14 protein-coding genes, 2 tRNA genes and 1 pseudogene are annotated in these 20,311 nt (G+C 42.4%); 4 read left to right on the top strand and 13 right to left on the bottom strand.

Annotated elements, in window-relative coordinates:
* Positions 1–102 precede the first annotated feature (102 nt).
* From LEUCM_RS05220 to LEUCM_RS05190, 7 genes are all read right to left on the bottom strand, one after another.
* Positions 103–1,260, bottom strand: a complete 1,158-nt coding sequence (locus LEUCM_RS05220) for an ABC transporter permease (protein ID WP_056936428.1) — start codon at positions 1,258–1,260, stop codon at positions 103–105.
* Between the two features lie 17 nt (positions 1,261–1,277).
* Entirely contained in the window at positions 1,278–2,165 is an 888-nt protein-coding gene (locus LEUCM_RS05215) for an ATP-binding cassette domain-containing protein (RefSeq protein ID WP_025016042.1), read from the bottom strand.
* Positions 2,155–2,541, bottom strand: a complete 387-nt coding sequence (locus LEUCM_RS05210) for a GntR family transcriptional regulator (protein WP_011375112.1) — start codon at positions 2,539–2,541, stop codon at positions 2,155–2,157. The genes LEUCM_RS05215 and LEUCM_RS05210 overlap by 11 nt, the downstream gene beginning before the upstream one ends.
* Before the next feature lie 124 nt (positions 2,542–2,665).
* Positions 2,666–3,430 carry an alpha/beta fold hydrolase gene (locus LEUCM_RS05205; RefSeq protein ID WP_025016043.1) on the bottom strand — a complete coding sequence of 255 codons (765 nt, stop codon included), beginning with the start codon at positions 3,428–3,430 and terminating at the stop codon, positions 2,666–2,668.
* Positions 3,431–3,944: 514 nt separating this feature from the next.
* Entirely contained in the window at positions 3,945–5,636 is a 1,692-nt protein-coding gene (argS, locus tag LEUCM_RS05200) for an arginine--tRNA ligase (RefSeq protein ID WP_025016044.1), read from the bottom strand.
* A 263-nt stretch (positions 5,637–5,899) separates the two neighbouring features.
* Complete coding sequence (locus tag LEUCM_RS05195) at positions 5,900–7,840, bottom strand: ABC transporter ATP-binding protein/permease (protein ID WP_056936429.1); 1,941 nt, start codon at positions 7,838–7,840, stop codon at positions 5,900–5,902.
* 263 nt (positions 7,841–8,103) lie between these two features.
* A tRNA-Gly gene (locus tag LEUCM_RS05190) sits at positions 8,104–8,174 on the bottom strand.
* 131 nt (positions 8,175–8,305) lie between these two features.
* Between LEUCM_RS05190 and LEUCM_RS05185 the strand changes: the two genes are divergently transcribed.
* From LEUCM_RS05185 to LEUCM_RS05175, 3 genes are all read left to right on the top strand, one after another.
* Positions 8,306–8,512, top strand: a complete 207-nt coding sequence (locus tag LEUCM_RS05185) for a hypothetical protein (RefSeq protein ID WP_025016045.1) — start codon at positions 8,306–8,308, stop codon at positions 8,510–8,512.
* A gap of 298 nt (positions 8,513–8,810) precedes the next feature.
* Positions 8,811–10,403, top strand: coding sequence for an APC family permease (locus tag LEUCM_RS05180; protein WP_056936430.1), 1,593 nt, complete (start codon positions 8,811–8,813; stop codon positions 10,401–10,403).
* Between the two features lie 237 nt (positions 10,404–10,640).
* On the top strand, positions 10,641–11,579 hold the full coding sequence (locus tag LEUCM_RS05175) for an alpha/beta fold hydrolase (RefSeq protein ID WP_035148591.1): 939 nt from the start codon (positions 10,641–10,643) through the stop codon (positions 11,577–11,579).
* On the opposite strand, the gene LEUCM_RS05170 is transcribed toward LEUCM_RS05175, so the two are convergent.
* The 3 genes and pseudogenes from LEUCM_RS05170 to LEUCM_RS05155 form a co-directional block, all read right to left on the bottom strand.
* A complete protein-coding gene (locus tag LEUCM_RS05170; RefSeq protein ID WP_016265474.1) occupies positions 11,533–12,321 on the bottom strand; it encodes a Cof-type HAD-IIB family hydrolase in 789 nt (262 codons plus the stop codon). The genes LEUCM_RS05175 and LEUCM_RS05170 overlap by 47 nt on opposite strands.
* Positions 12,322–12,448: 127 nt before the next feature.
* Positions 12,449–14,920, bottom strand: a pseudogene (locus tag LEUCM_RS05165) (heavy metal translocating P-type ATPase).
* Positions 14,921–15,115: 195 nt separating this feature from the next.
* Positions 15,116–15,199 (bottom strand) — tRNA-Leu (locus LEUCM_RS05155).
* A gap of 99 nt (positions 15,200–15,298) precedes the next feature.
* On the opposite strand from LEUCM_RS05155, the gene LEUCM_RS05150 reads away from it, so the two are divergent.
* Positions 15,299–16,129, top strand: a complete 831-nt coding sequence (locus LEUCM_RS05150) for an NAD(P)H-hydrate dehydratase (protein WP_025016047.1) — start codon at positions 15,299–15,301, stop codon at positions 16,127–16,129.
* Positions 16,130–16,159: 30 nt separating this feature from the next.
* Here the strand turns inward: LEUCM_RS05150 and LEUCM_RS05145 are convergent, their stop codons facing one another.
* From LEUCM_RS05145 to LEUCM_RS05135, 3 genes are all read right to left on the bottom strand, one after another.
* Positions 16,160–16,879, bottom strand: a complete 720-nt coding sequence (locus tag LEUCM_RS05145; RefSeq protein WP_025016048.1) for a pseudouridine synthase — start codon at positions 16,877–16,879, stop codon at positions 16,160–16,162.
* Complete coding sequence (locus tag LEUCM_RS05140) at positions 16,876–18,513, bottom strand: putative polysaccharide biosynthesis protein (protein ID WP_025016049.1); 1,638 nt, start codon at positions 18,511–18,513, stop codon at positions 16,876–16,878. The genes LEUCM_RS05145 and LEUCM_RS05140 overlap by 4 nt, the downstream gene beginning before the upstream one ends.
* Positions 18,514–18,995: 482 nt before the next feature.
* A complete protein-coding gene (locus LEUCM_RS05135; protein ID WP_025016050.1) occupies positions 18,996–20,174 on the bottom strand; it encodes an MFS transporter in 1,179 nt (392 codons plus the stop codon).
* Positions 20,175–20,311 lie beyond the last annotated feature (137 nt).

The following is a 20,311-nucleotide window of genomic DNA, read 5'->3' as shown; positions in this document are numbered from 1 at the left end:
GACTTGTGTAGCTAAACGCAGGAGTATGCTATGAAAAGCACGTTATCAATTCTAATCTCAACCAAAAACAGCCGCCCATCATAATATGGGCGGCTGTTTTTATTAACTTAATCTTCTATTTTTAAATCGTTGCCATGGTCGCTCTGTATAAAGCCAACCGATAATCCCGATAATGACGATGTTTCGTAAGATGACCCACAGTAAGACTATTTTTTCATGGTTGGCTAATAGTTCATAAGGTTGGCGGCTGAAAACTCCATTCATCCCAAACAACCATGCCAAATATAATGTGCCGATAACAACCAGCGGCTTTTTAAAGCCAGCAATTTGGACCAATTGGTTCTTATTTTCAAGTGATAAGCGTTTATAAATCCAAGCGCCACCCCATAACAATAGACAAGTTACTACGAACAAACCAATGATTAATCCAATTTGTTGTTGGTTACGATACAACCGGTATTGCCCATCACCCATTGTTAATAACTTAGTGAGTAACCCGCCATTACTATCAGGGTTAACACCATACTGTTCACTTCCTCGACTCATTACAAAACGTCGCGTGTCACTCATACTAGGAATAGCGAAAGAGAGTGAACAAATAAAACCAAAACTACCAATTAATAACGTTGGTAACTTACCAATTAGTAATCCAATTAAACAACCGATTGTAAAAATCCCTAACATTAAAACAAGGCTGCCAATCTCACGTTGGATTAGCGTTGGGATATTTAGCTGAACGTATGACGCGTCAATTTTTAACTTCAGAACTGAATAGTAGATAACATCTCCTATCAACAGACTACTTAATAATGTTCCAATTCCATAACCCAATTTCGTCCAGTATAGCCGTCGTCGCGAACTCTCTAAGCTAAACAAAAACGTATCAAAATTAGTCCGTCGATCATTGGCAAATGTTAAGAGCCCTGCACCAAAAACAATCATTATTAGCACGATCATCGTTGGTGAATAAATCATAAATTCTGACTCGTAAGTCTGTTCAAAAACTGGATTAGCTTCTAATCTATAAGACTCTAATGATTGTTTTTTTGGATGGCCTTTACGATCTTCTTGTAGATATGACTTTGGATGTTGCTTAAAATCTTTAATAAACTGTTCCGAATGATAATGTTGATCAGATGTTTGCCATTTATCAACAACAGTCATACTTCTCATCCCTTGCAGCCCAACAATCATCACAAACAAGCCGACCAAGTATTTCCAATAACGTAATTGCATGATTTTCATTAACTGTTTTTGCATTTTTACTGCCTCCACTTCTAAACGAAGACTTGATAGTCTTGTTCGTTAATTAAGTTTGCTTCGAAAACATCTTCCAATGTAATCGGTAGTGCTTCGCATAAAACAGGGTCCAATGCGGATAACTCCTGTTTAATTTTATCTGTATAGTCTGGGAAATAAACGACCATCACGCGCCCTGAAATATTTAATAACCGCCCTTTTTCTTTTACTAGCGCTGGAATCTCGTTGTTTTTTAATACCAGTTGCAACTTCCGTGCTGTTTGGCGGAGTGTTTCTAAACGATAATCGTGACTAATTGTCCGATCCTTTAAAATCAGTGTCCGGTCAATCAAAGGTTCTAATTCCGCTAGGTTATGCGAGGTAATCAGCAGTGAAAATTGTTGTTCACCCACTTGATCGAGCAATAGTCGAATGACATTTTTACGAATAATGACGTCTAAGCCATCAAATGGTTCATCCAACAAAATGTACCGTGCATGACTACTGATAGCTAAAATAATATTGAATAAGCCCCGCATTCCTTTTGATAATTGCCGATAATTTTGTTTGAGTGGTAAGCGATATTGCGCTAATAAAGTAGTCATCTGATTTTCATCAAACTGCGGATAGGCTTGTTGGTAAAAGCGACCAATCTGTAATAACGTTAAATTTTTGAAAAATAAATGATCTTCATCTAAATAAAAAATTTGTGTCCGCAAGCGACGATCTTCATCGATTGAAACTTGATCAATCAAAATCTGACCACCATCCAATAAATAATGACTGGCGATACTTTTTAGCAATGTCGACTTACCGGCACCGTTACGACCGACCAATCCCAAGATTTCCCCCGGTTCTTGTTCAAAACTAATCTCTTCTAGAATTGATTTTTGATCAATTCGTTTATGTAACTTGTTAATTGTCAGCATCTTTTGGACCCCTTTCAAATTGTGCGGTTAACCATTCACTCATCTCAGCCTCTGAAACATTTAAATAAACAGCTTCTAAAACGAGTTCTTGTAATTGTGCCTTCAGTTGGGCGATTTTAACATTATCCCGGTCGGTCGCTTGGTGTTCAGCGATGTAAGTACCCCGGCCTTTAACCGTCACTATAATGCCTTGCACTTCTAACAATTTATAGGCCTTGCTTACCGTGTTCGGGTTCATCATTAATTGCCGCGCCATTTCTCGAACAGATGGAATTTGTTCACCCGGTTTTAAAATCCCCTGAAGGACTTGTTCCTTAATCAATAAAATAATCTGTTCGTAGTACGGTTTAGCGCTTGTTTTATCAATCATCATCGCCTTGGCACCTCCTTTAAATCAATCACTGTATTACACTGTACTATTATACGTAGTACACTCTTGAAGTCAACCACAAAAAAGACGCTCACCAAAATTATTCGTTTTGATGAGCGTCTTTTTGTTATTCAGATTTTATTTTTAAATGCGTTGCAAAAAAGTCAGTAATCGTCGTCATTAAGGCGGGTTGCACTAAATGGCGCTCTCCTTGGCCCGTCATAAACGTCACGTTTTGTGCATACGATTGCCCTTTTACCTGCCGTTCAAAATCAGCCATTTGATTGTAGGGGATTCGTTCATCCTCGGTACCATGCCAAAATAAAACGGGGCGGTTCGCAAGTGCATTCGGTTGTTGGGTTAAATCATAGGGAGTTAGCCAACTCGTCAACAAGCCAAAATCAGCCGGTTGTTGTAAGCCATGCTGACGAACATTATCGCGGACCAAGCGCGCATAGGTCAATGGGGCTGGCGAGCCCATAATGCAAGCCGCCACTTTGATTTCTGGATGTTTCGTCAATAAAGCCGCCGTTGTCATGCCGCCCATTGAGACACCACCAACGCCAATTAAGTCGTCTTTAATCAGGTGCAGTTGCTGCCAATAATCGATGATTAAACTAAATTCCGCTAGATTGGTTTGGATGCTCTGCCAAAAAGTCCATGACGGAATTTCTGATACTGGCTGCAGCCGTTCACCATGATTAAGCGCGTCTGGTAATACGACGCGCATGCCAGCTTGCGCTAATTTACGCGCCTGTGTCAGGACCAATTCCTTGGCCGAACGCCAACCATGATAATAAACAACCAGTGGTAATGGTTCGTGACGTGCGTTTTCTGCCACAATTTCTAACACCGGAATGCCTTTAATCTGCCGCTTTAATACAAGTGCCATCCCAAAATCCCCCTTTTGAAAAGTTCACCATTACTATAGCGAATTATGAAGGAAAAGTCGCGTGTGGTGTATCCAAAAAGAGGACCAGACAAAATTAATTTGCCTGGCCCTCTTTAACCACCAACACCCGGTTGCTGGTGATTTTGAAACGTGCTTTTTAAAGCTGACTCCTGTGCTTAGTTACGTATCGCAAACGATTGCCTCTAGCACTCATTCACGACACTAGACTAATGCTCGGAGTCAAAACCGCTTTAAACACACTTTGGTTTCTTAAACGTGCTCCGTAAGCCATCTTCTTCCGGTTAGCTACATCAGTCAAATCACCAACTCCGTTGGTAATTCGCCTGATTAGGCTAATCCTCAGAAGATACCAGGCTTACTGCGCACTCTTTTTTATTAAACGTGCTTTCATTAACAGCTTTCTGCGCTTTGCTACGTATCGCAAATAATCGGCTTAAGCCGCTCATTCACGACACTAGGCAAGTGCTCAAAAGCTACCCGTTAATGACGCACTTTACATTTCTTTTGGTGCTTGGACGCCTAATAGGTCTAGGGCTGTTTCTAAGACGATGCTGACACTCTTCACTAATGATAGGCGAGCGTTTCTTTGATCGTCGTCTGCCAAAATCTTAGAGTTAGCATAGTATTTATTAAATGCTTTTGCTAAACGTAATGCGTATTTAGCAACGATTGATGGTTCGTATTCCTTACTTGCGCGTGCAATCACTGCTGGGAAGTTGCTTAACATCTTCAAGACATCCCAAGCGTTATCGTCAGCAACGACTAATTGATCGTCTACAACGACTTCTTGGTTAGCTTTTCTCAAAATACTTTGCGCACGTGCATTTGTATATTGCACGTAAGGACCTGTTTCACCTTCAAAACGAACCACTTCTTCTAAGTCAAAGTCGAAGTTGTCTAAACGATCGTTCTTCAAATCGTGGAAGATAACAGCACCAATACCAACTTGTTTAGCAACTTCTTCACGGTTAGGTAAATCTGGGTTCTTCGATTCAATTTGATCGCCAGCTAATTTAACAGCATCGTTTAAAACTTCTTCCAAAAGAATCACGCGACCACTACGAGTTGATAATTTCTTACCACCTTGTGTAATTAAACCAAATGGAATATGGTGGATTTCGTCTGACCAGTCGTTACCCATTTCTTTTAAAACAGCCTTCAATTGGTTGAAATGTTCCCGTTGTTCGCCACCAACGACGTACAATGATTGTACGAAGTTATAAGTGTCATGACGGTACATTGCGGCTGCCAAATCACGTGTCATATAAAGTGTGGCACCATCTGATTTTTTGATCAAAGCAGGGTTTAAGTTATAAGCTGTTAAGTCAACGATTTCAGCACCGCGACTTTCTTGTAGTAAACCTTTTGATTCGATTGCTTCCACAACAGCATCCATCTTATCATTATAGAAGGCTTCGCCGTTATATGAATCGAATTCAACACCCAACATATCATAAATCTTTTGGAATTCCTTCAATGATTCACTTCTGAACCATGACCAGAGTTGTGTTGCTTCTTCATCTCCAGCTTCTAACTTCCGGAACCATGCGCGCGCTTCGTCGTCTAATTCTGGGTGTTCCACGTCTTCTTGATGGAACTTAACGTAATATTTCAAAAGGTTTGTGATAGGGTCTTTCTTGACTTCTTCTTCACTCCCCCATTTTTTGTAGGCCACGATTAATTTACCGAATTGTGTGCCCCAGTCACCCAAGTGATTGATTTTGATTGGGTTGAAACCAACCTTCGTTAAAATCTTAGCAATTGAGTTTCCGATAACAGTTGAACGTAAATGACCCATTGAAATTGGTTTAGCGATGTTAGGTGATGACATATCGATTGGCACGTTACCACCATGACCTAAATCACTTTCACCGTATTTAGCAGCTTCTGTTAAAACGGTCTTCAAGATTTGGTCGCTAAAAGCAGCCTTGTCTAAGAAGAAGTTGATGTAAGGGCCGTTAGCAATGACTTTTTCAAAGCCAGCAACGTCCATTTGATCGACTAAATCTTGGGCGATTTGTTGTGGTGCCTTCCGTAATGTTTTCGCTAAGATGAATGTTGGGAATGCATAGTCACCCAAATCTGATGTCTTAGGTGTTTCGATGAGTTGTGCGATTTTCTCTGCTGGTAAACTGTCGCCTAAAACGCCAGTTAATGCTGTGACAACTTGTTGTTTAAAATCCATGTTAATAGCCTCCTTAAATTTTCGAACAAAAAAAGTCCCTTCCAAATAAATGAAAGAGACGAGAATTCCCGCGGTACCACTCTGATTGATCAATCGATCCACTCAATAGTATGCAATTGTTCAACCAAAAGTGCGCCACATTAGCTTGATTATCCGGCTTCCACCAATCCCGGACTCGCTATTAATCGCTGCTAACACTATTCTTTTGACTGTTCTAACTTGACTCCTAGTATATAGAAGTCCTGTTAACATTTCAACCCCAATTATTCAGCGGATAAGGCTTCGATTGGGTCTAATTTAGCGGCTTTACGTGATGGTGCGAGCGCTGCTAGTAAACTAATCACTATACTAATAACAATCCCGAAGATCACATAACCACTGGTAATTGCCACAATTGGCATGTGCGTCAACGGTTGGGCAATCACGTTAACCAATGCTTGACCACCCCAGGCAATTAAAGCCCCTAGAATACTTGAGAAGAGGCCAATCAAAAACGCCTCTGACATGAATAAGTGACGAATATCCTTTTTACGTGCACCAATCGCCCGTAAAATACCGATTTCTTTCGTCCGTTCTGAAACACTGATGTAGAGGACGACGATAATCATGATTGCTGAAACTAATAATGAAATCCCTGCAATCCCAGCTAAGACGTAGAAGGCTAACTTGAGGTACGTATTGATTGAATCTAAGATCGCGCCGACACCGGTAATTTGATAATCTTTTTGCGTTTTACCATCTACCTTACTGTCATAAGCTTTGATCTTATTTTGAACCGCTTTGACGTTTTGCGTTTTATTCACCGTAACAGCGGCAAAGTTAGGTTCTAATTCTAAGTTTTGGGCTTGATACATCTTTGCTAAAGTCCCATAAGTAACGGCTTCAGTCCCCGAATTGATAATCCCTGAGACCTTCACATCTTGACGCATTTGAACTGGTCGTTGGTCTTTACTAATTGCGTTGACGTATACAGTTACCGTGCGACCAACCATCTTCTTGTAATTTTTCTTATCTAATTTTTTGGCAGTTGCCTTCGTTAAAAGAACTTCGTTGGCGCCTGGTTTTGTCCCGGTTTTAATATCTTGAACCCGTTCCGTCTTATTAAAGGTTTGGAACATTTGGATTGTTTCACTCTTCTTTTGGTAGTGAACTTGGACACCATCGGCATAATAGCCCTTTTCAACCTTTGTCACATTTTTAATCTTATCAAATCGTTTAATGTCTTTATCGGCTAAATTTCCTTGGTCGCCATCTTCAATTTGCTTTTGGCTCACATTACGAGCAATTTGAATCGTATTGGGGTTCACTTGAGATGATACCTGATCATTGATGTACCCGGTCACCCCTTGGCCTAAGCCTAACATTAAAATCACTGAGAAAATCCCGATGGAGGCACCAAAAATGATTAACAAGTTCCGTTTAATGTCATAGCGCATATGTTGCATCGCCATTTTAAAAGCTGACATGAAGCTCAATGGACTATTCTTCTTAGGTGTTGATTCAGCTGGTGCTGGATAAGCATCCTTGAGGCGCTTATCATAATCGATTTGACCATCAACCATGTGGACAACGCGTGTGCCGTAATCTGCAACAGCTTGCGAATGAGTCACAGCAATAACGAGTTTACCGTCTTCGGCAATTTTTTGTAAAATCGCCAAGATTTCAGCGGTATTTTGGCTATCCAAAGCACCCGTTGGTTCATCAGCAATAATCACATCAGGATCAGCAGCTAATGCGCGAGCAATGGCAACCCGTTGTTTTTGGCCCCCAGATAGTTGGTTCGGATGCTTATTAATATGTTCCTTCAAACCAACTTGTTCTAATAAGGCAGTTGCCTTTGCAACCCGTTCCTTATGCGACAAATCGGTCATTTCAAGTGGTACCATGACGTTTTCTAAGTTGGTTAAGTGACTAATTAAGTTAAAACTCTGGAAGATGAAGCCAATTGTCTGACTGCGATAAGCATCGAACTTCTTTTCAGAAGCATTCTTCAGTGATTCGCCATCAACAATTAATTCACCTTCATATTGATGATCCAAACCACCAATAATGTTCAGTAACGTTGATTTACCGCCACCAGATTCCCCTAAGATCGATACAAATTCGCCCCGATCAAACTTAAGATTAATGCCTTTTAAAACTTTAAACGCTTCTTTATTCACATGGTAGGACTTGTGAATATCTTTAATCTCTAATAATGTCAATTGACTACACTCCCACTACTTATAGTACCCTATGTTTATTCCCCAGGGCTTTGCTCATGAATCTACTTTACCAAACCGACTTTGACAAACAATCAGTCTAAAGTCTTAAAAATGACAACCTGTCATTTATTATTTTTTAGCTGTTCTTTACGCAACTTTTCAAGATTGCATCATTATATCATTTTGATGGCCAATCGGACAAAAAAAGAAGCCAGACCATTTCGGCCTAACTTCTTCAATAATTATTCAACTGTTATTCATGAAGCGAGTGACGGGAATCGGACCCGCGACGCAAGCTTGGGAAGCTTGAGTTTTACCACTAAACTACACTCGCATTACTCACTTATTGTAGCATAATCTCCTAGATTTGTGAATATTTTTTTGAAAAAATGATTCAATGACTTAACAGGCACCCCTTCGGTAATGTATACTAAGGCTAACAACTCAAAGATTGGAGTCCTATTGATGAAAGATTCTCAAGAAACATCACAAGAACTTTCGGAATCATCGGCTTTTCATTGTCCAGCGTGCCAAGCCTCTATTGATTACGGTATCAAACGCTGTCCGAGCTGTCAGACTGCCATCTTTTATCGTGATATGTCTGAAACTTTTTGGAATGATCGCAAGATTAAGATGTTCAAACAAAGCGACGCAATTCACCACAATCACTAACTTAACTATAAATTAAACGTAGACGTCACGCAAAAGCTATTTTGTGTGATGTCTTTTTTAGTGCTTATATTTTTTTAATGTCTAAACGTGTTCTATCAGTCATATTCCTGCGTTTAACGCCGAGTGGTAACTGATGACACACTCTTCTTTTTTAGTGCTTAAAAATTTAATACCAACTTTTTTTGTAACCGTCACCACACTATCAAGCGCACTACTGGCGCCTGTTTTTTGGCTAAAAATCCATTTGTATACCACTTTGATGGTTGTTATAATAGCAAACCATACACAGGAGGTCTTTATGTTAGAAAAGAACAAAATGAGTTTATTCAGCTTAGTCATGTTAGGACTAAGTTCAATCATCGGTTCCGGGTGGCTATTTGGTGCTTGGGAAGCAACCACTGTCGCAGGACCAGCTGCCATTATTTCATGGATTGTCGGTGCGATTGTGATTGGTGCCATCGCCTTTAACTACGTCGAACTGGGGACCATGTTTCCTGAAAGTGGTGGGATGAGTCATTACGCGCAGTACAGTCATGGCTCATTATTAGGTTTTATCGCGTCATGGTCTAATTGGGTGTCGTTAGTCACGATTATCCCCATTGAGGCTGTCGCCGCTGTTCAATACATGAGTTCGTGGCCCTGGTCTTGGGCCAACTGGACGAACCGTTTCATGCATCATAATGAGATTTCAACCCGCGGTTTGTTAGTCGTTTTTGCTTTTATCATTGTCTTTACCCTTTTAAATTTCTGGTCAGTTAAATTCTTGACCCGTTTCACCAGTTTCATCGCCATTTTTAAATTGGCAATTCCATTACTAACAATTATCATGTTAGTTTCAACTGGGTTCCATTCTGAAAACTTTGGCCATTCGGTAGCAACCTTTATGCCATATGGTTCTGCTAAAATTTTTGCGGCAACATCGATTTCCGGGATTATTTTCTCCTACAACGCCTTTCAAACGGTTATTAATGTTGGGAGCGAAATTCGGGATTCTAAACGCAATATTGGTCGCGGGATCGCAATTTCACTTGGTATTAGTATCGTCATCTATTTATTACTTCAAATCACCTTTATCGGTGCTGTTTCTCCCGCTTTAATCGCTAAAACCGGTTGGCATGGTTTGAATTTCCAATCACCATTTGCCGATTTAGCAATCCTATTAGGGATTCACTGGCTCGCCGTCCTATTGTACTTAGATGCTTTCATCTCACCATTTGGGACCGGCGTTTCGTTTGTTGCATCATGTGCCCGAACACTTGCGGCCTTGAAGCAAAACAAACATATGCCCGCTATTGTTGGGAAAATAAACCATCAATACAACATTCCTCGGGTCGCAATGGCGATCAACGCCGTAGTCAGCATGCTGTTAGTTTCCGTCTTCAGAAGCTGGGGGACGCTTGCCAGCGTTATTTCAACGGCCACCCTGATTGCTTACTTGACCGGTCCGGTAACCGTGATGTCACTTCGGAAAATGGCGCCGGACATGAATCGGCCTGTCCATTCATCATGGATGAAAGTGATGGCGCCTTTATCCTTTGTCCTCGCTAGTCTTGCGACTTACTGGGCAATGTGGCCCACAACTATCAAAGTTATCGGCGTAATTATGCTTGGCCTACCATTTTATTTCTACTATGAATATCGGATTCATTGGGAAAATACCTGGGCACAATTCAAAGGCAGTCTCTGGTTGATTATTTATTTAGCCTTGCTGTCATTGATTTCCTTCCTTGGTAGTCGTGAGTTTAACGGTATCAACGTGATTCCTTATCCGCTTGATTTCGTCCTAATTAGCGCCTTAGCCCTCATCTTCTATTATTGGGGTATTATCAGTCGCTTCTACTCTAAATACTTCTCACGCGCCAAACGAATCAATAAGGACGTCCAACTTTAAAAGAGTGTGTCATCAGTCTGGGATGTCCCGAGGATTAACAGAGCATGGCGAATGATTGCCGACGGTAATTATTTGACATGCGGCGTTAACCGCAAGGATATGACTGATAGAACACGTTTAAGTTAAAAGTGTGCCATCAAAAAGAGATTGAACAAAAATAATTTTTGTTTCAATCTCTTTTTTTGCTATCATATCAGCATTTCTGTTAGAATAAGCGATAAATGGAGGCGCTTAAATATGAAAAAATTTGCCGTACAATCAACCGACCGTCAGCACCAACTCCACGTTGTTGCTTGGTTACCTACTCAAAAACCAATCGCAGTTGTCCAAATTCTAACCGGCATGGCCGAATATATCGAACGCTATGACGCGCTCACCCAATTCTTAGCTGATCGCGGGATCGTCGTAATTGGCCACGATCATGTTGGTCAAGGACATTCCGTTCAGACAACTGATGAACTCGGTTATTTTGGCCCCCATGGCTTACAGACACTATTAAACGATTGTACCTTAATCGGGCGCATCGCCCATGAAGAATATCCTGAATGCCCACTATTTGTATTGGGCCATTCAATGGGTTCGATGCTTGCCACCCAATATGTCAAACAAACGACTGTGCCACTGGCTGGCGCAATTTTTATGGGCGTTATTGACGTTCCAGTCGTGCTCAAACCCGCTTTACCACTCGTTAATTTAATCGGAGCCCTTGCGCCTAAACAACCAGGCAAGCTTTTGAATAATCTAGCTTTTGGCGTTTATCCTAAACGCTTTGACGCCAATCGGCCGTTCTCGTGGCTCAGTTATAATCAGGACAATGTAGCGGCTTACGAAAATCATCCCCTTTGTGGCTACGTATTCAGTAATAACGGTTTTGCGATGTTATTGACGCTGACAGAATTAACGCGTCATGCTGATTGGCAACTGGCTTTAAAAGAACGCCCAGTACTAGTGCTGAGTGGCCAAGACGATCCTGCCGGCGGTTATGGGCGCCGCGCCCGCCATTTAGCGACACAATTTAAAAAGCACACCGTCACTAACGCCACGGTGCGCATTTTGCCACATACAGCTCATGAAATTTTACAAGAAACAAATGCAATTGAACAGCAACAAGCGATTTATGATTGGTTGCTTACAGCAATTTCTCAATCTCCTGCAACACGCCATAATTCTCGTTAGTATCCGCGCGGTAGGTGGCATATTGCAACATATCATCATCCGCATTACCCATTAAATAACTGTATTTAACTGTTTGAAGCATTTCTTTATCATTATACGTATCCCCAAAGGCCATCATTTCAGCCGTTGAAATATTGAAATGATTAGCTAAAAAGCGCATCGCGTGGCCTTTATCAATCCCCTTGTTCATGATATCGACCCATTCCACACCAGCGACGGCCACTGAATAGTCAGCACCAAACGTTGGCCCGTAAATTTGTTCGTAAAAGTCGCGGCTATTGGCTTCTGGGAAGTAAACCGTAAACTTATCCGCTTCAACACTCACTTTGGTTAAATCAGGAACGTATTTGATTTCGGCATAGAATTGACGGAATGTCGCATCTAAAGCTTGGTATTGTTCTTCAATATAAACCGCATCCATTCCACAAATCATCCCGATTCCGGTTTGACTCTCGTTCACAAAAGCGACCATCCGTTGATAATCAGTCAATGGCAATAAACTCTTGAAGATAATGTCACCTTGATAACTGATAACCCCGCCATTATCACCTACGAGACACATGTCATTTTCTAAATTAGCAAACATCTGCTTCAACGTATAAAGTGGCCGACCACTCGCCGCTGTAAAAATGATGCCTTTGGCCGTTAACTGTTTAACAACTTGTTCAAAATTCGGTGGCAACTGGCCACTTTCGTTTAATAAGGTATGATCCATATCTGATGCAATTAATTTAACTGTCATACTTAACGCTCCCCTATCCTTAGTTACCTTAATAATATAACGGTTTCGGCCCGTCGTCGCAACCGTTTACATTCAACTTATTAAAAATAGCACTGCCGCATTTAACGCGTCAGTGCTATTTTCGGTCTTATGATAATTTTAATCGTTTTAGTCGTAAGGCATTTAATAACACCGACACTGAACTAAAACTCATCGCCGCCCCAGCAATCATTGGGTTTAGAAGTGGTCCCCCAAACAAGTGCAGGACACCCATTGCGACTGGAATCCCGAGAATATTATAGGCAAAAGCCCAGAAAAGATTCTCTTTGATATTTTGCATCGTTTTCCGACTTAACTTAAAAGCCGTTGGAACCGCCATTAAATCATCGTGCATCAACACAATATCGGCTGATTCAATCGCCACATCTGTCCCTGAACCGATTGCTAGGCCAACATCAGCTTGCGCTAAAGCCGGCGCATCATTAATCCCGTCACCAACCATCGCCACTAATTGACCGGTTGCTTGTAAGATTTTAATTTGGGCTGCCTTTTGTTCTGGTAAAACATCACTAATCACTTGTTCAATCCCAACTTGGTGTGCAATTGCTTGAGCCGTCTTTTGGTTATCCCCAGTCAACATCACAACTTGAATCCCCATCTTTTGCAAACGACTGATGGCCGCTTGACTCGTTGCTTTAACCGGATCGGCAACCGCAATTACGCCTTGTAATTGACCGTCTTGGGCCAAGTACATCGGTGTTTTGCCTTGTTCGGCCAATTGTTGCGCCGTCTTCAAACCTGCTTCAATTGCAACACCATTTTCAGCCATTAATTGTTGATTTCCAAATAGAATTGTCTGGTTCGCAACTTGGGCGGATAGACCGTAACCCGGAATGGCTGTGAAATCGGTCATTGCTGATAAGGTTAATTGACGCTCACTAGCCGCTTGGCTGATTGCACTTGCTAATGGATGTTCCGAACCAGCTTCTACACTGGCCGCCAATTGTAACAAATCGTCTTCAGTGCCCTGATAAACAACCATATCAGTCACGATTGGCTGTCCGGCGGTAATCGTCCCCGTTTTATCCAATACAACGGTTTGAATATGTTGCGCCGTTTCAAGTGCGTCACCGCTCTTAATCAAGACACCATTTTCAGCCCCTTTGCCAGTCCCCACCATAATGGCCGTGGGGGTCGCTAACCCTAAGGCACATGGACAAGCAATCACTAAAACTGAAATCGTAATCGTTAACGCAAAGAGCCACGATTCTTGTCCTAAAAAGAACCACGCTAAACCGGATAATAAGGCCAAGCCAATCACGATTGGGACAAAGACGCCCGCAATCTTATCCGCTAACCGTGCGATTGGGGCCTTAGTCCCTTGCGCCTGTTCAACCAATTGGACAATTTGTGCTAAGGCCGTATCTTTACCAATCTTAGTGGCTTTAAATTGGAAATGACCATTTTTATTTAAGCTGGCCCCAATAACGACATCGCCAACTTGTTTTTCAACGGGCAAACTCTCACCGGTGATTAGCGATTCATCAACCGCCGAATGACCCGCAATCAATTCTCCGTCAACTGGTACTTTCTCACCAGGACGGACAACAAGCACGTCGCCGACGACCACTTCGGCCACATCAATCGTTGTTTCGACGCCATCGCGTAAAACTGTTGCTTGTTTAGGTGCTAAATTCAACAACTTTTCGATTGCTGACGATGTCTGCCCCTTAGAACGCGCTTCAAAATATTTACCCAACGTAATCAACGTCAAAATAACACTGGCTGATTCATAATAGAGGCTCGTCACTAAGTCGATATGCCCACTGATAATCGCTAAGGTGGCGATTAAGCTGTAACCCCAAGCAGCGCTAGTACCGAGTGCCACTAAGGAATCCATATTGGGATGCCCATTGAATAACGCCTTAAACCCGACAATGAAAAATTGCCGGCCCCAATATAATACCGGTAACGTCAATACTAGCTGGGTGACCGCAAAGTTAACGGGCGCTTGCATCGGTTGCCAAAATGCCGGTAGCGGTAAGCCAACCATATGCCCCATCGATAAATATAAGAGCGGCAACGTCACAAGGGCCGATAACCAAAAACGCCGCCAAAGCACTTGTAAGTGAGCCGTGCGTTTGGCTTGGATCTCCTGCGCTTCTTTTTCCGGGTCAATCTGTTCTGTTGCACCATAGCCCGCTGCGCTAACCGCTTCTTCAATCGCAGTCACGGATAATTCGGAATCGTCATATTCGACCTGCATTTTTTCAGTGGCCAAATTGACCGCCGCTTTTTGCATGCCCGGCAATTTTTGCGTTGCCCCTTCAATCGTTTGTGCACAAGAAGCGCACACCATCCCATCAATGTTAAACGTTTTAGTTGTCATTTGCTGGTTGCTCCCTTCAATCCGGTAATCCTAGTCGACCGTGTAGTGTGTCCCTTCAAGTGCCGCTGCCAAGGTGGCATGCTCAATTTCAGTAGCCGTTTGGAGTGTTGCTTGTTTTTGTTCTAAACTCACTTCAACAGATTGAACCCCTGCAATTTTTGAGAAGCGTTCTTGTACGTTTTGCGTACAACCATCACATTTCATCCCTGTAATTTTAACGATTTGTGTCATTGCCATATCCTCCAATATCTACATTTGTAAACTAATTGTTCAAAAAAATAACCGTCTCAGCGAAACGATCATTCATTCAATAAAGTTAGTTTACAACCGTAGACTTAAAAAGTCAACCTAATCATCCTAAGCAATAAAAAAGGCTAACCGCGTTGCTAAAAACAACTTAGTTAGTCTCTCATAAGCATTTCGTGATGCCCGTGGCAGGATTCGAACCTGTACTCGGTTACCCAAACAGCGACCTGAACGCTGCGCGTCTGCCAGTTCCGCCACACGGGCGATTTGCTACATGACTATTGTACCAGTGTTGTGAAGCCCTGCCAATACCCTTTTAACACTATTTCGCTTATAATAGAGGCAACTAAAGGAGGTCATCGTATGCAAATTATCACAGACGAGTTGGCCCGCCAAGTGATTGTGGCTCGGCCCGCTATCAGTCACAAAGACGATTTTGGTCGTATTTTAATCATCGGCGGTAGTCAGCAATATGGCGGTGCGGCTATTATGAGCGCCTCTGCTGCCGTTTATGCCGGGGCGGGGTTGGTTTCCGTGGCTAGCGATTTAAGCGTCCTCGCTAGCCTTCACACCCGTTTACCCGAAGCCATGTTTATTGATTACCGGCAACCCTTCGTACAATGGGCACCTACCGTTCAAGCCGCCGATGTCATCGTAATTGGTCCAGGACTTGGCTTAAGTGCCTTTGCGTTGCTTCGTTTGAAACAAGTCTTGCAAGCTGTTCAGCCTGAACAAACCCTCTTAATCGATGGTTCTGCGCTTACCTTAATCGCCCGCGAAAAACTTGCCCTACCAGATGCGCAACTGATTTTAACGCCCCACCAAATGGAATGGGCGCGTCTAAGCGGCCTATCGATTGAACAACAAACTGTCGTCAATAATCAAGCGGTACTGGCTGATTATCCAAAGGCCACACTCGTGCTAAAAAAACACCACACCGAAATTTATCACCAAACACAAGTCAGTCAGCTCATGATTGGCGGACCCGCAATGGCGACCGGTGGTAGTGGCGATACTTTAACCGGGATTATCGCTGCTTTTTGTGGCCAATTCGGAACCAACTATCAAACTATTAGTGCAGCTGTCTATACGCACAGCGCCATTTCAGATCAACTCGCTCAAAAGCAATACGTCACTTTGCCCACTCAAATGATTCAAGCTTTACCACAGTTCATGGCGCAGATGGCTCATTAATAAAAATAGCAGTCCGCTAAAAGCGGACTGCTATTTTTGTGTTGTTGTTTGTAAAGCATCAATTTCGGTTGTTGTTAACGCACGGTATTGCCCGCGTTTCAGGTCAGCCGGCAATCTTAACGGTCCCATCTGAAGTCGCTCTAGTGTCAGTACTTCTTTGTCAACCGCATGAAACATGCGCTTAACCTGGTGGAATTTGCCTTCATGAATCTCAACTTCAATTAAACTTTCTTGGCGTTTTGTATCAGTACTTAAAATCGTCAATTGTGCTGGTTGAGCATCAAAATCACTCAACTTTAGACCGTTAGCAAATTGTGCTTGGTCAGCCGCCGTTACCACCCCGGCAATTTTAGCGCGGTACGTTTTAGCAACGTGTTTTTTGGGACTCAATAAATCGTGGGCTAAATCGCCATCATTGGTGATCAACAACAGCCCCGTCGTATCCTTGTCCAAGCGGCCCACGGGGAATAAGTCTTCCCGATAATCTGCTGGTGCGAATAAATCCATGACTGTTTTTTGCGGATCGGTCGTGGCCGAAATAACCCCCGCCGGTTTATTTAATAACCAATAAAAATTAGTTTGATAGCGAATCGGTTCATCATCAACGTAAACCACCGTTTCTGGGGTCACTTGATATTTTGCTTCTTTGATAACTTTATCGGCAACACGAACCCGCCCTGCCTTTAATAATGGCTTGAGTGTTTTACGCGTGCTGACATTCATATGACTTAAAAAACGATCAATTCTCATTTTAATTTCAACTTTCTTCTAAAGCGGTCTAAGTTACTGCCTAAGACATAATCGGCTAAGCGTGATTTCAACGCTAAAACAGCATAGACTAACCCACCAACTGCGACACTAATCGCAAGGACGAGCACACTTTGAAGCCGACTTTGTGGATTAAACACTAACAATAATCCTTTGACCGTTAGTGATGTCATCAGATACATAATCACCGAAAAGCCGACGATCCCGATTAAACGGCGAATCGTTTGCCAGGCATCAAAATGATAATAGCGGTGTAATGCGGCTAACATCAAGATTGAACTCGTCGCAAAGGCTAAGCCAGTTGACACAAGCGGACCGTATACCCGGAAGAAATAAATGGCTGGGTATTGGGCCACAATTTTAACGATGAAACCAATCAATAGATAGAACAAGGCCAACCGGTTTTGGTACAACCCTTGTAGAATCGCCCCTAAGACCGTGAAGAGGCCTAAGAGAATTGAAATATACGATGAAAATTGTAAGACGCTAATCCCTAAGGCATCATGTGAGTAGAACAAAGTATAAAGCGGCCCAGCCACGGCTGCCATCCCGAAAGCCGCTGGAATCATGACTAAATTAAAGAGTTGAATGGTACTACCAATTTGTTGCCGCAATTCTTTTTGATTGCCACGAACGTGAGCCGCAGACATCAATGGTACCGCCGTAACAGCCATTGCGGCCGCTAACGAAACGGTGATTGAAATCAGCTTATTCGCATTGGCGGCAAATAAGGCGTACAAGTTATCGAGTTGGTGATTATTAGCAATCACGAAATCGTGCATCATCGGATTAAAGGTGTATTGATCGATGATATAAACCAAGTTAACACTCGCATCGATAACGATAAATGGAATTGATTGGCGAATAATGCCCTTCAATAAATCAGTCGTCGATACTTCTAGCTGATTATTACTGCCGGCGATTAATTGAGAAATGCGCCCGCGTTGTTTGATGTAATGGAAAATTAATAATAACAGTCCTGCAGCTGCCCCAATGAAGGCCGCAAATGTCGCCTGCGTAACAGCATCGACATAACTGCCCTTCATCACTTGCATGATCATGAAGGCGGAAACCGTCATGTAAAGCACTCGTGCGACTTGTTCGATGAACTGTGAAATCGCAGACGGTGCCATTTCGGAATACCCTTGGAAGTAACCCCGCATGATACTCAAGAGCGGAATCACTAGCAACGGCCAACTTAACGAACGGAAAACCGGCACCATCCGTGGATCACCGGCTGCCAAGACAGGAGCTAGTGCATATAGCGCCAGCGCCGATAAGACACCCATCCCTAACATTAAGATCAGTGACTTTTTAAAAAGGCGTTGCCCCACGCCGTATTCATTCATTTCATTATAACGCGCGATTTGTTTAGATAATGCGCCTGGAATCCCAGCCGTTGAAATCACTAAGAAAACACTATAAATCTGATAACCCCGGGCGAACAGTGTATTGGCTTGTAAGAAATTTGAGCCAAACCAAATTGGCCATGGAATAACGTAGACAGCGCCTAAGATTCGCGAAAAAATACTGCCGGCTGTCATCCATGCGAAACCGCGTAACATCTGATTCTGTGAAGATTTATCCGTAGTCCCCGTTTTAGGTGAATTGGTCATTTCACATACTCCCTCTTTCAACATCAAAAAGCATCTTCCTACCATTTTAGTTGATTGCCTGAAACCTTGCAATTCCTTTAACAAAACTTTATGAAAAAAGAGTGCTTTAGTACACGTTTAACTTCTGAGGATTAGCCTAATCAGGCGAATTGACGATGCAATCGTCGATTTGACTGATGTCGCTAACCGGAAGAAGTTGCGTACTAAAGCACGTTTCAAATTAGAACACTTTACCGAGCGTTTAACTTCTGAGTATAGCATAGCTTGGTGAATGAGCCGCACAGCGGATCGTTTGCTAAGCGTCGCTAGACGGAAGAAGTTGCTCGTTAAAGCACGTTTCAGCCGATTATCTTGTGAAGATTAGCCACAAAAAAGAAGCTGGGACAAAAATAAATTTGTCTCAGCCCCTTTTTTGATATTCGAACGATAATAGTCAAAACGTGTTAATCCTCAGGATATACCCGACTTATGCCATACTCTTTTTATTTCGTTTTCGTTGTTTGTTTAATCAAGTACCATGTTAATAAGATACTGATGAACACCATGATGCTCCCGAAAATTGGTGTACTACCCAAGCCCCAAGCGGCAGAAGCTTGACCGCCGACCAATGAGCCAATCGTAATCCCAATGTTAAAGGCTGAGATATTCAAAGCCGATGCCAATGGAATATCGTTTGGTGTGAACTTTTCAGCAAGTTGGACAATGTAAAGTTGCAAACCAGGAACGTTCATGAAGGCGAAAAAGCCCATCAATAAGACGTTAATTAAACCAAACCAATGTGAATTCAATGTTAGCATGAATAACATGAGGGTTACTAATAACCCAACAAACATTCTCAATAATGCCAACAAAGGTTTGTGGTTAGACCACTTACCGCCTAACGTGTTCCCTACGGCAACCATTAAGCCATAAACAACTAAGATAATAACCACCGCACTTGGTGACCAACCCATCTTCGTTTGTAAGATTGGTGTTACGAAAGTATAAACTGTGAATGTGCCACCATAACCAAGGGCTGTAATTAATAAGGCAATCACGATTGCTTTATTTTTGAAGACCCGAATAATCCCACTAAATTGGCTTGGTTGACCCAATGGTAAGTCGTTTGGAACCAAGAACCAGTTAGCGATTAAGCCCAAGACACCAATGCCAGCGATGAAAATAAATGACATGTGCCAGGTTGAAATTTGACCGATAAAAGTCCCCAGCGGTACCCCGGTAACAGTTGCGACTGTTAAACCAGTGAACATCACGGCAATCGCACTTGCTCGGCGTTCTGGTTCAACAACATCCGCCGCAATCACTGATGCGATTGACATAAAGATCCCATGTGATAACGCTGAAATAATCCGACCGATTAAAACAACTGAGAATACTGGGGCAAAGGCCACCGTTAAGTTACCAATGATAAAGACGATCATAATCCCCAACAATAAATTCTTCCGTGGCCAACGACTGGTTAAGATAGCCAAAATGGGCGCACCAATCGTAATCCCCAAGGCGTACATTGAAACGGTTAAGCCGGCTTGGCTCATTGTAATCCCAAAATCTTTAATCATCAACGGCATTAAGCCAACACTGATGAATTCTGTTGAACCAATCGCAAAGGCACTAATCGCCAATGCTAACAAAGTTAAGTTCGCACGTTGCTTTTTACTCATTTTCCCACACTCCTAATAGACTTTTTTACTGATGTACTATATTATTCAATAGAAGCGTCATTTTCACAATCACGCACTTTTTAGTCAGTAGGTTACTGAAAAGTAATAATTGAGTCTTATCACAATGAAAAGGTGAA

Origin of the sequence: Latilactobacillus sakei subsp. sakei DSM 20017 = JCM 1157 (genome assembly GCF_002370355.1) — a bacterium.
Lineage (GTDB): Bacteria > Bacillota > Bacilli > Lactobacillales > Lactobacillaceae > Latilactobacillus > Latilactobacillus sakei.
The sequence above is the reverse complement of the archived record's forward strand: the minus strand, read 5'-3'. Positions and strand labels throughout refer to the sequence as shown.

Excerpts from the sequence above, each read along its gene's own strand:
- LEUCM_RS05220 (WP_056936428.1), bottom strand. The coding sequence starts at position 1,260 with ATGCAAAAACAGTTAATGAAAATCATGCAATTACGTTATTGGAAATAC.
- LEUCM_RS05210 (WP_011375112.1), bottom strand. The coding sequence starts at position 2,541 with ATGATGATTGATAAAACAAGCGCTAAACCGTACTACGAACAGATTATT.
- LEUCM_RS05205 (WP_025016043.1), bottom strand. The coding sequence starts at position 3,430 with ATGGCACTTGTATTAAAGCGGCAGATTAAAGGCATTCCGGTGTTAGAA.
- argS (WP_025016044.1), bottom strand. The coding sequence starts at position 5,636 with ATGGATTTTAAACAACAAGTTGTCACAGCATTAACTGGCGTTTTAGGC.
- LEUCM_RS05185 (WP_025016045.1), top strand. The coding sequence starts at position 8,306 with ATGAAAGATTCTCAAGAAACATCACAAGAACTTTCGGAATCATCGGCT.
- LEUCM_RS05180 (WP_056936430.1), top strand. The coding sequence starts at position 8,811 with ATGTTAGAAAAGAACAAAATGAGTTTATTCAGCTTAGTCATGTTAGGA.
- LEUCM_RS05175 (WP_035148591.1), top strand. The coding sequence starts at position 10,641 with ATGAAAAAATTTGCCGTACAATCAACCGACCGTCAGCACCAACTCCAC.
- LEUCM_RS05170 (WP_016265474.1), bottom strand. The coding sequence starts at position 12,321 with ATGACAGTTAAATTAATTGCATCAGATATGGATCATACCTTATTAAAC.
- LEUCM_RS05150 (WP_025016047.1), top strand. The coding sequence starts at position 15,299 with ATGCAAATTATCACAGACGAGTTGGCCCGCCAAGTGATTGTGGCTCGG.
- LEUCM_RS05145 (WP_025016048.1), bottom strand. The coding sequence starts at position 16,879 with ATGAGAATTGATCGTTTTTTAAGTCATATGAATGTCAGCACGCGTAAA.
- LEUCM_RS05140 (WP_025016049.1), bottom strand. The coding sequence starts at position 18,513 with ATGACCAATTCACCTAAAACGGGGACTACGGATAAATCTTCACAGAAT.
- LEUCM_RS05135 (WP_025016050.1), bottom strand. The coding sequence starts at position 20,174 with ATGAGTAAAAAGCAACGTGCGAACTTAACTTTGTTAGCATTGGCGATT.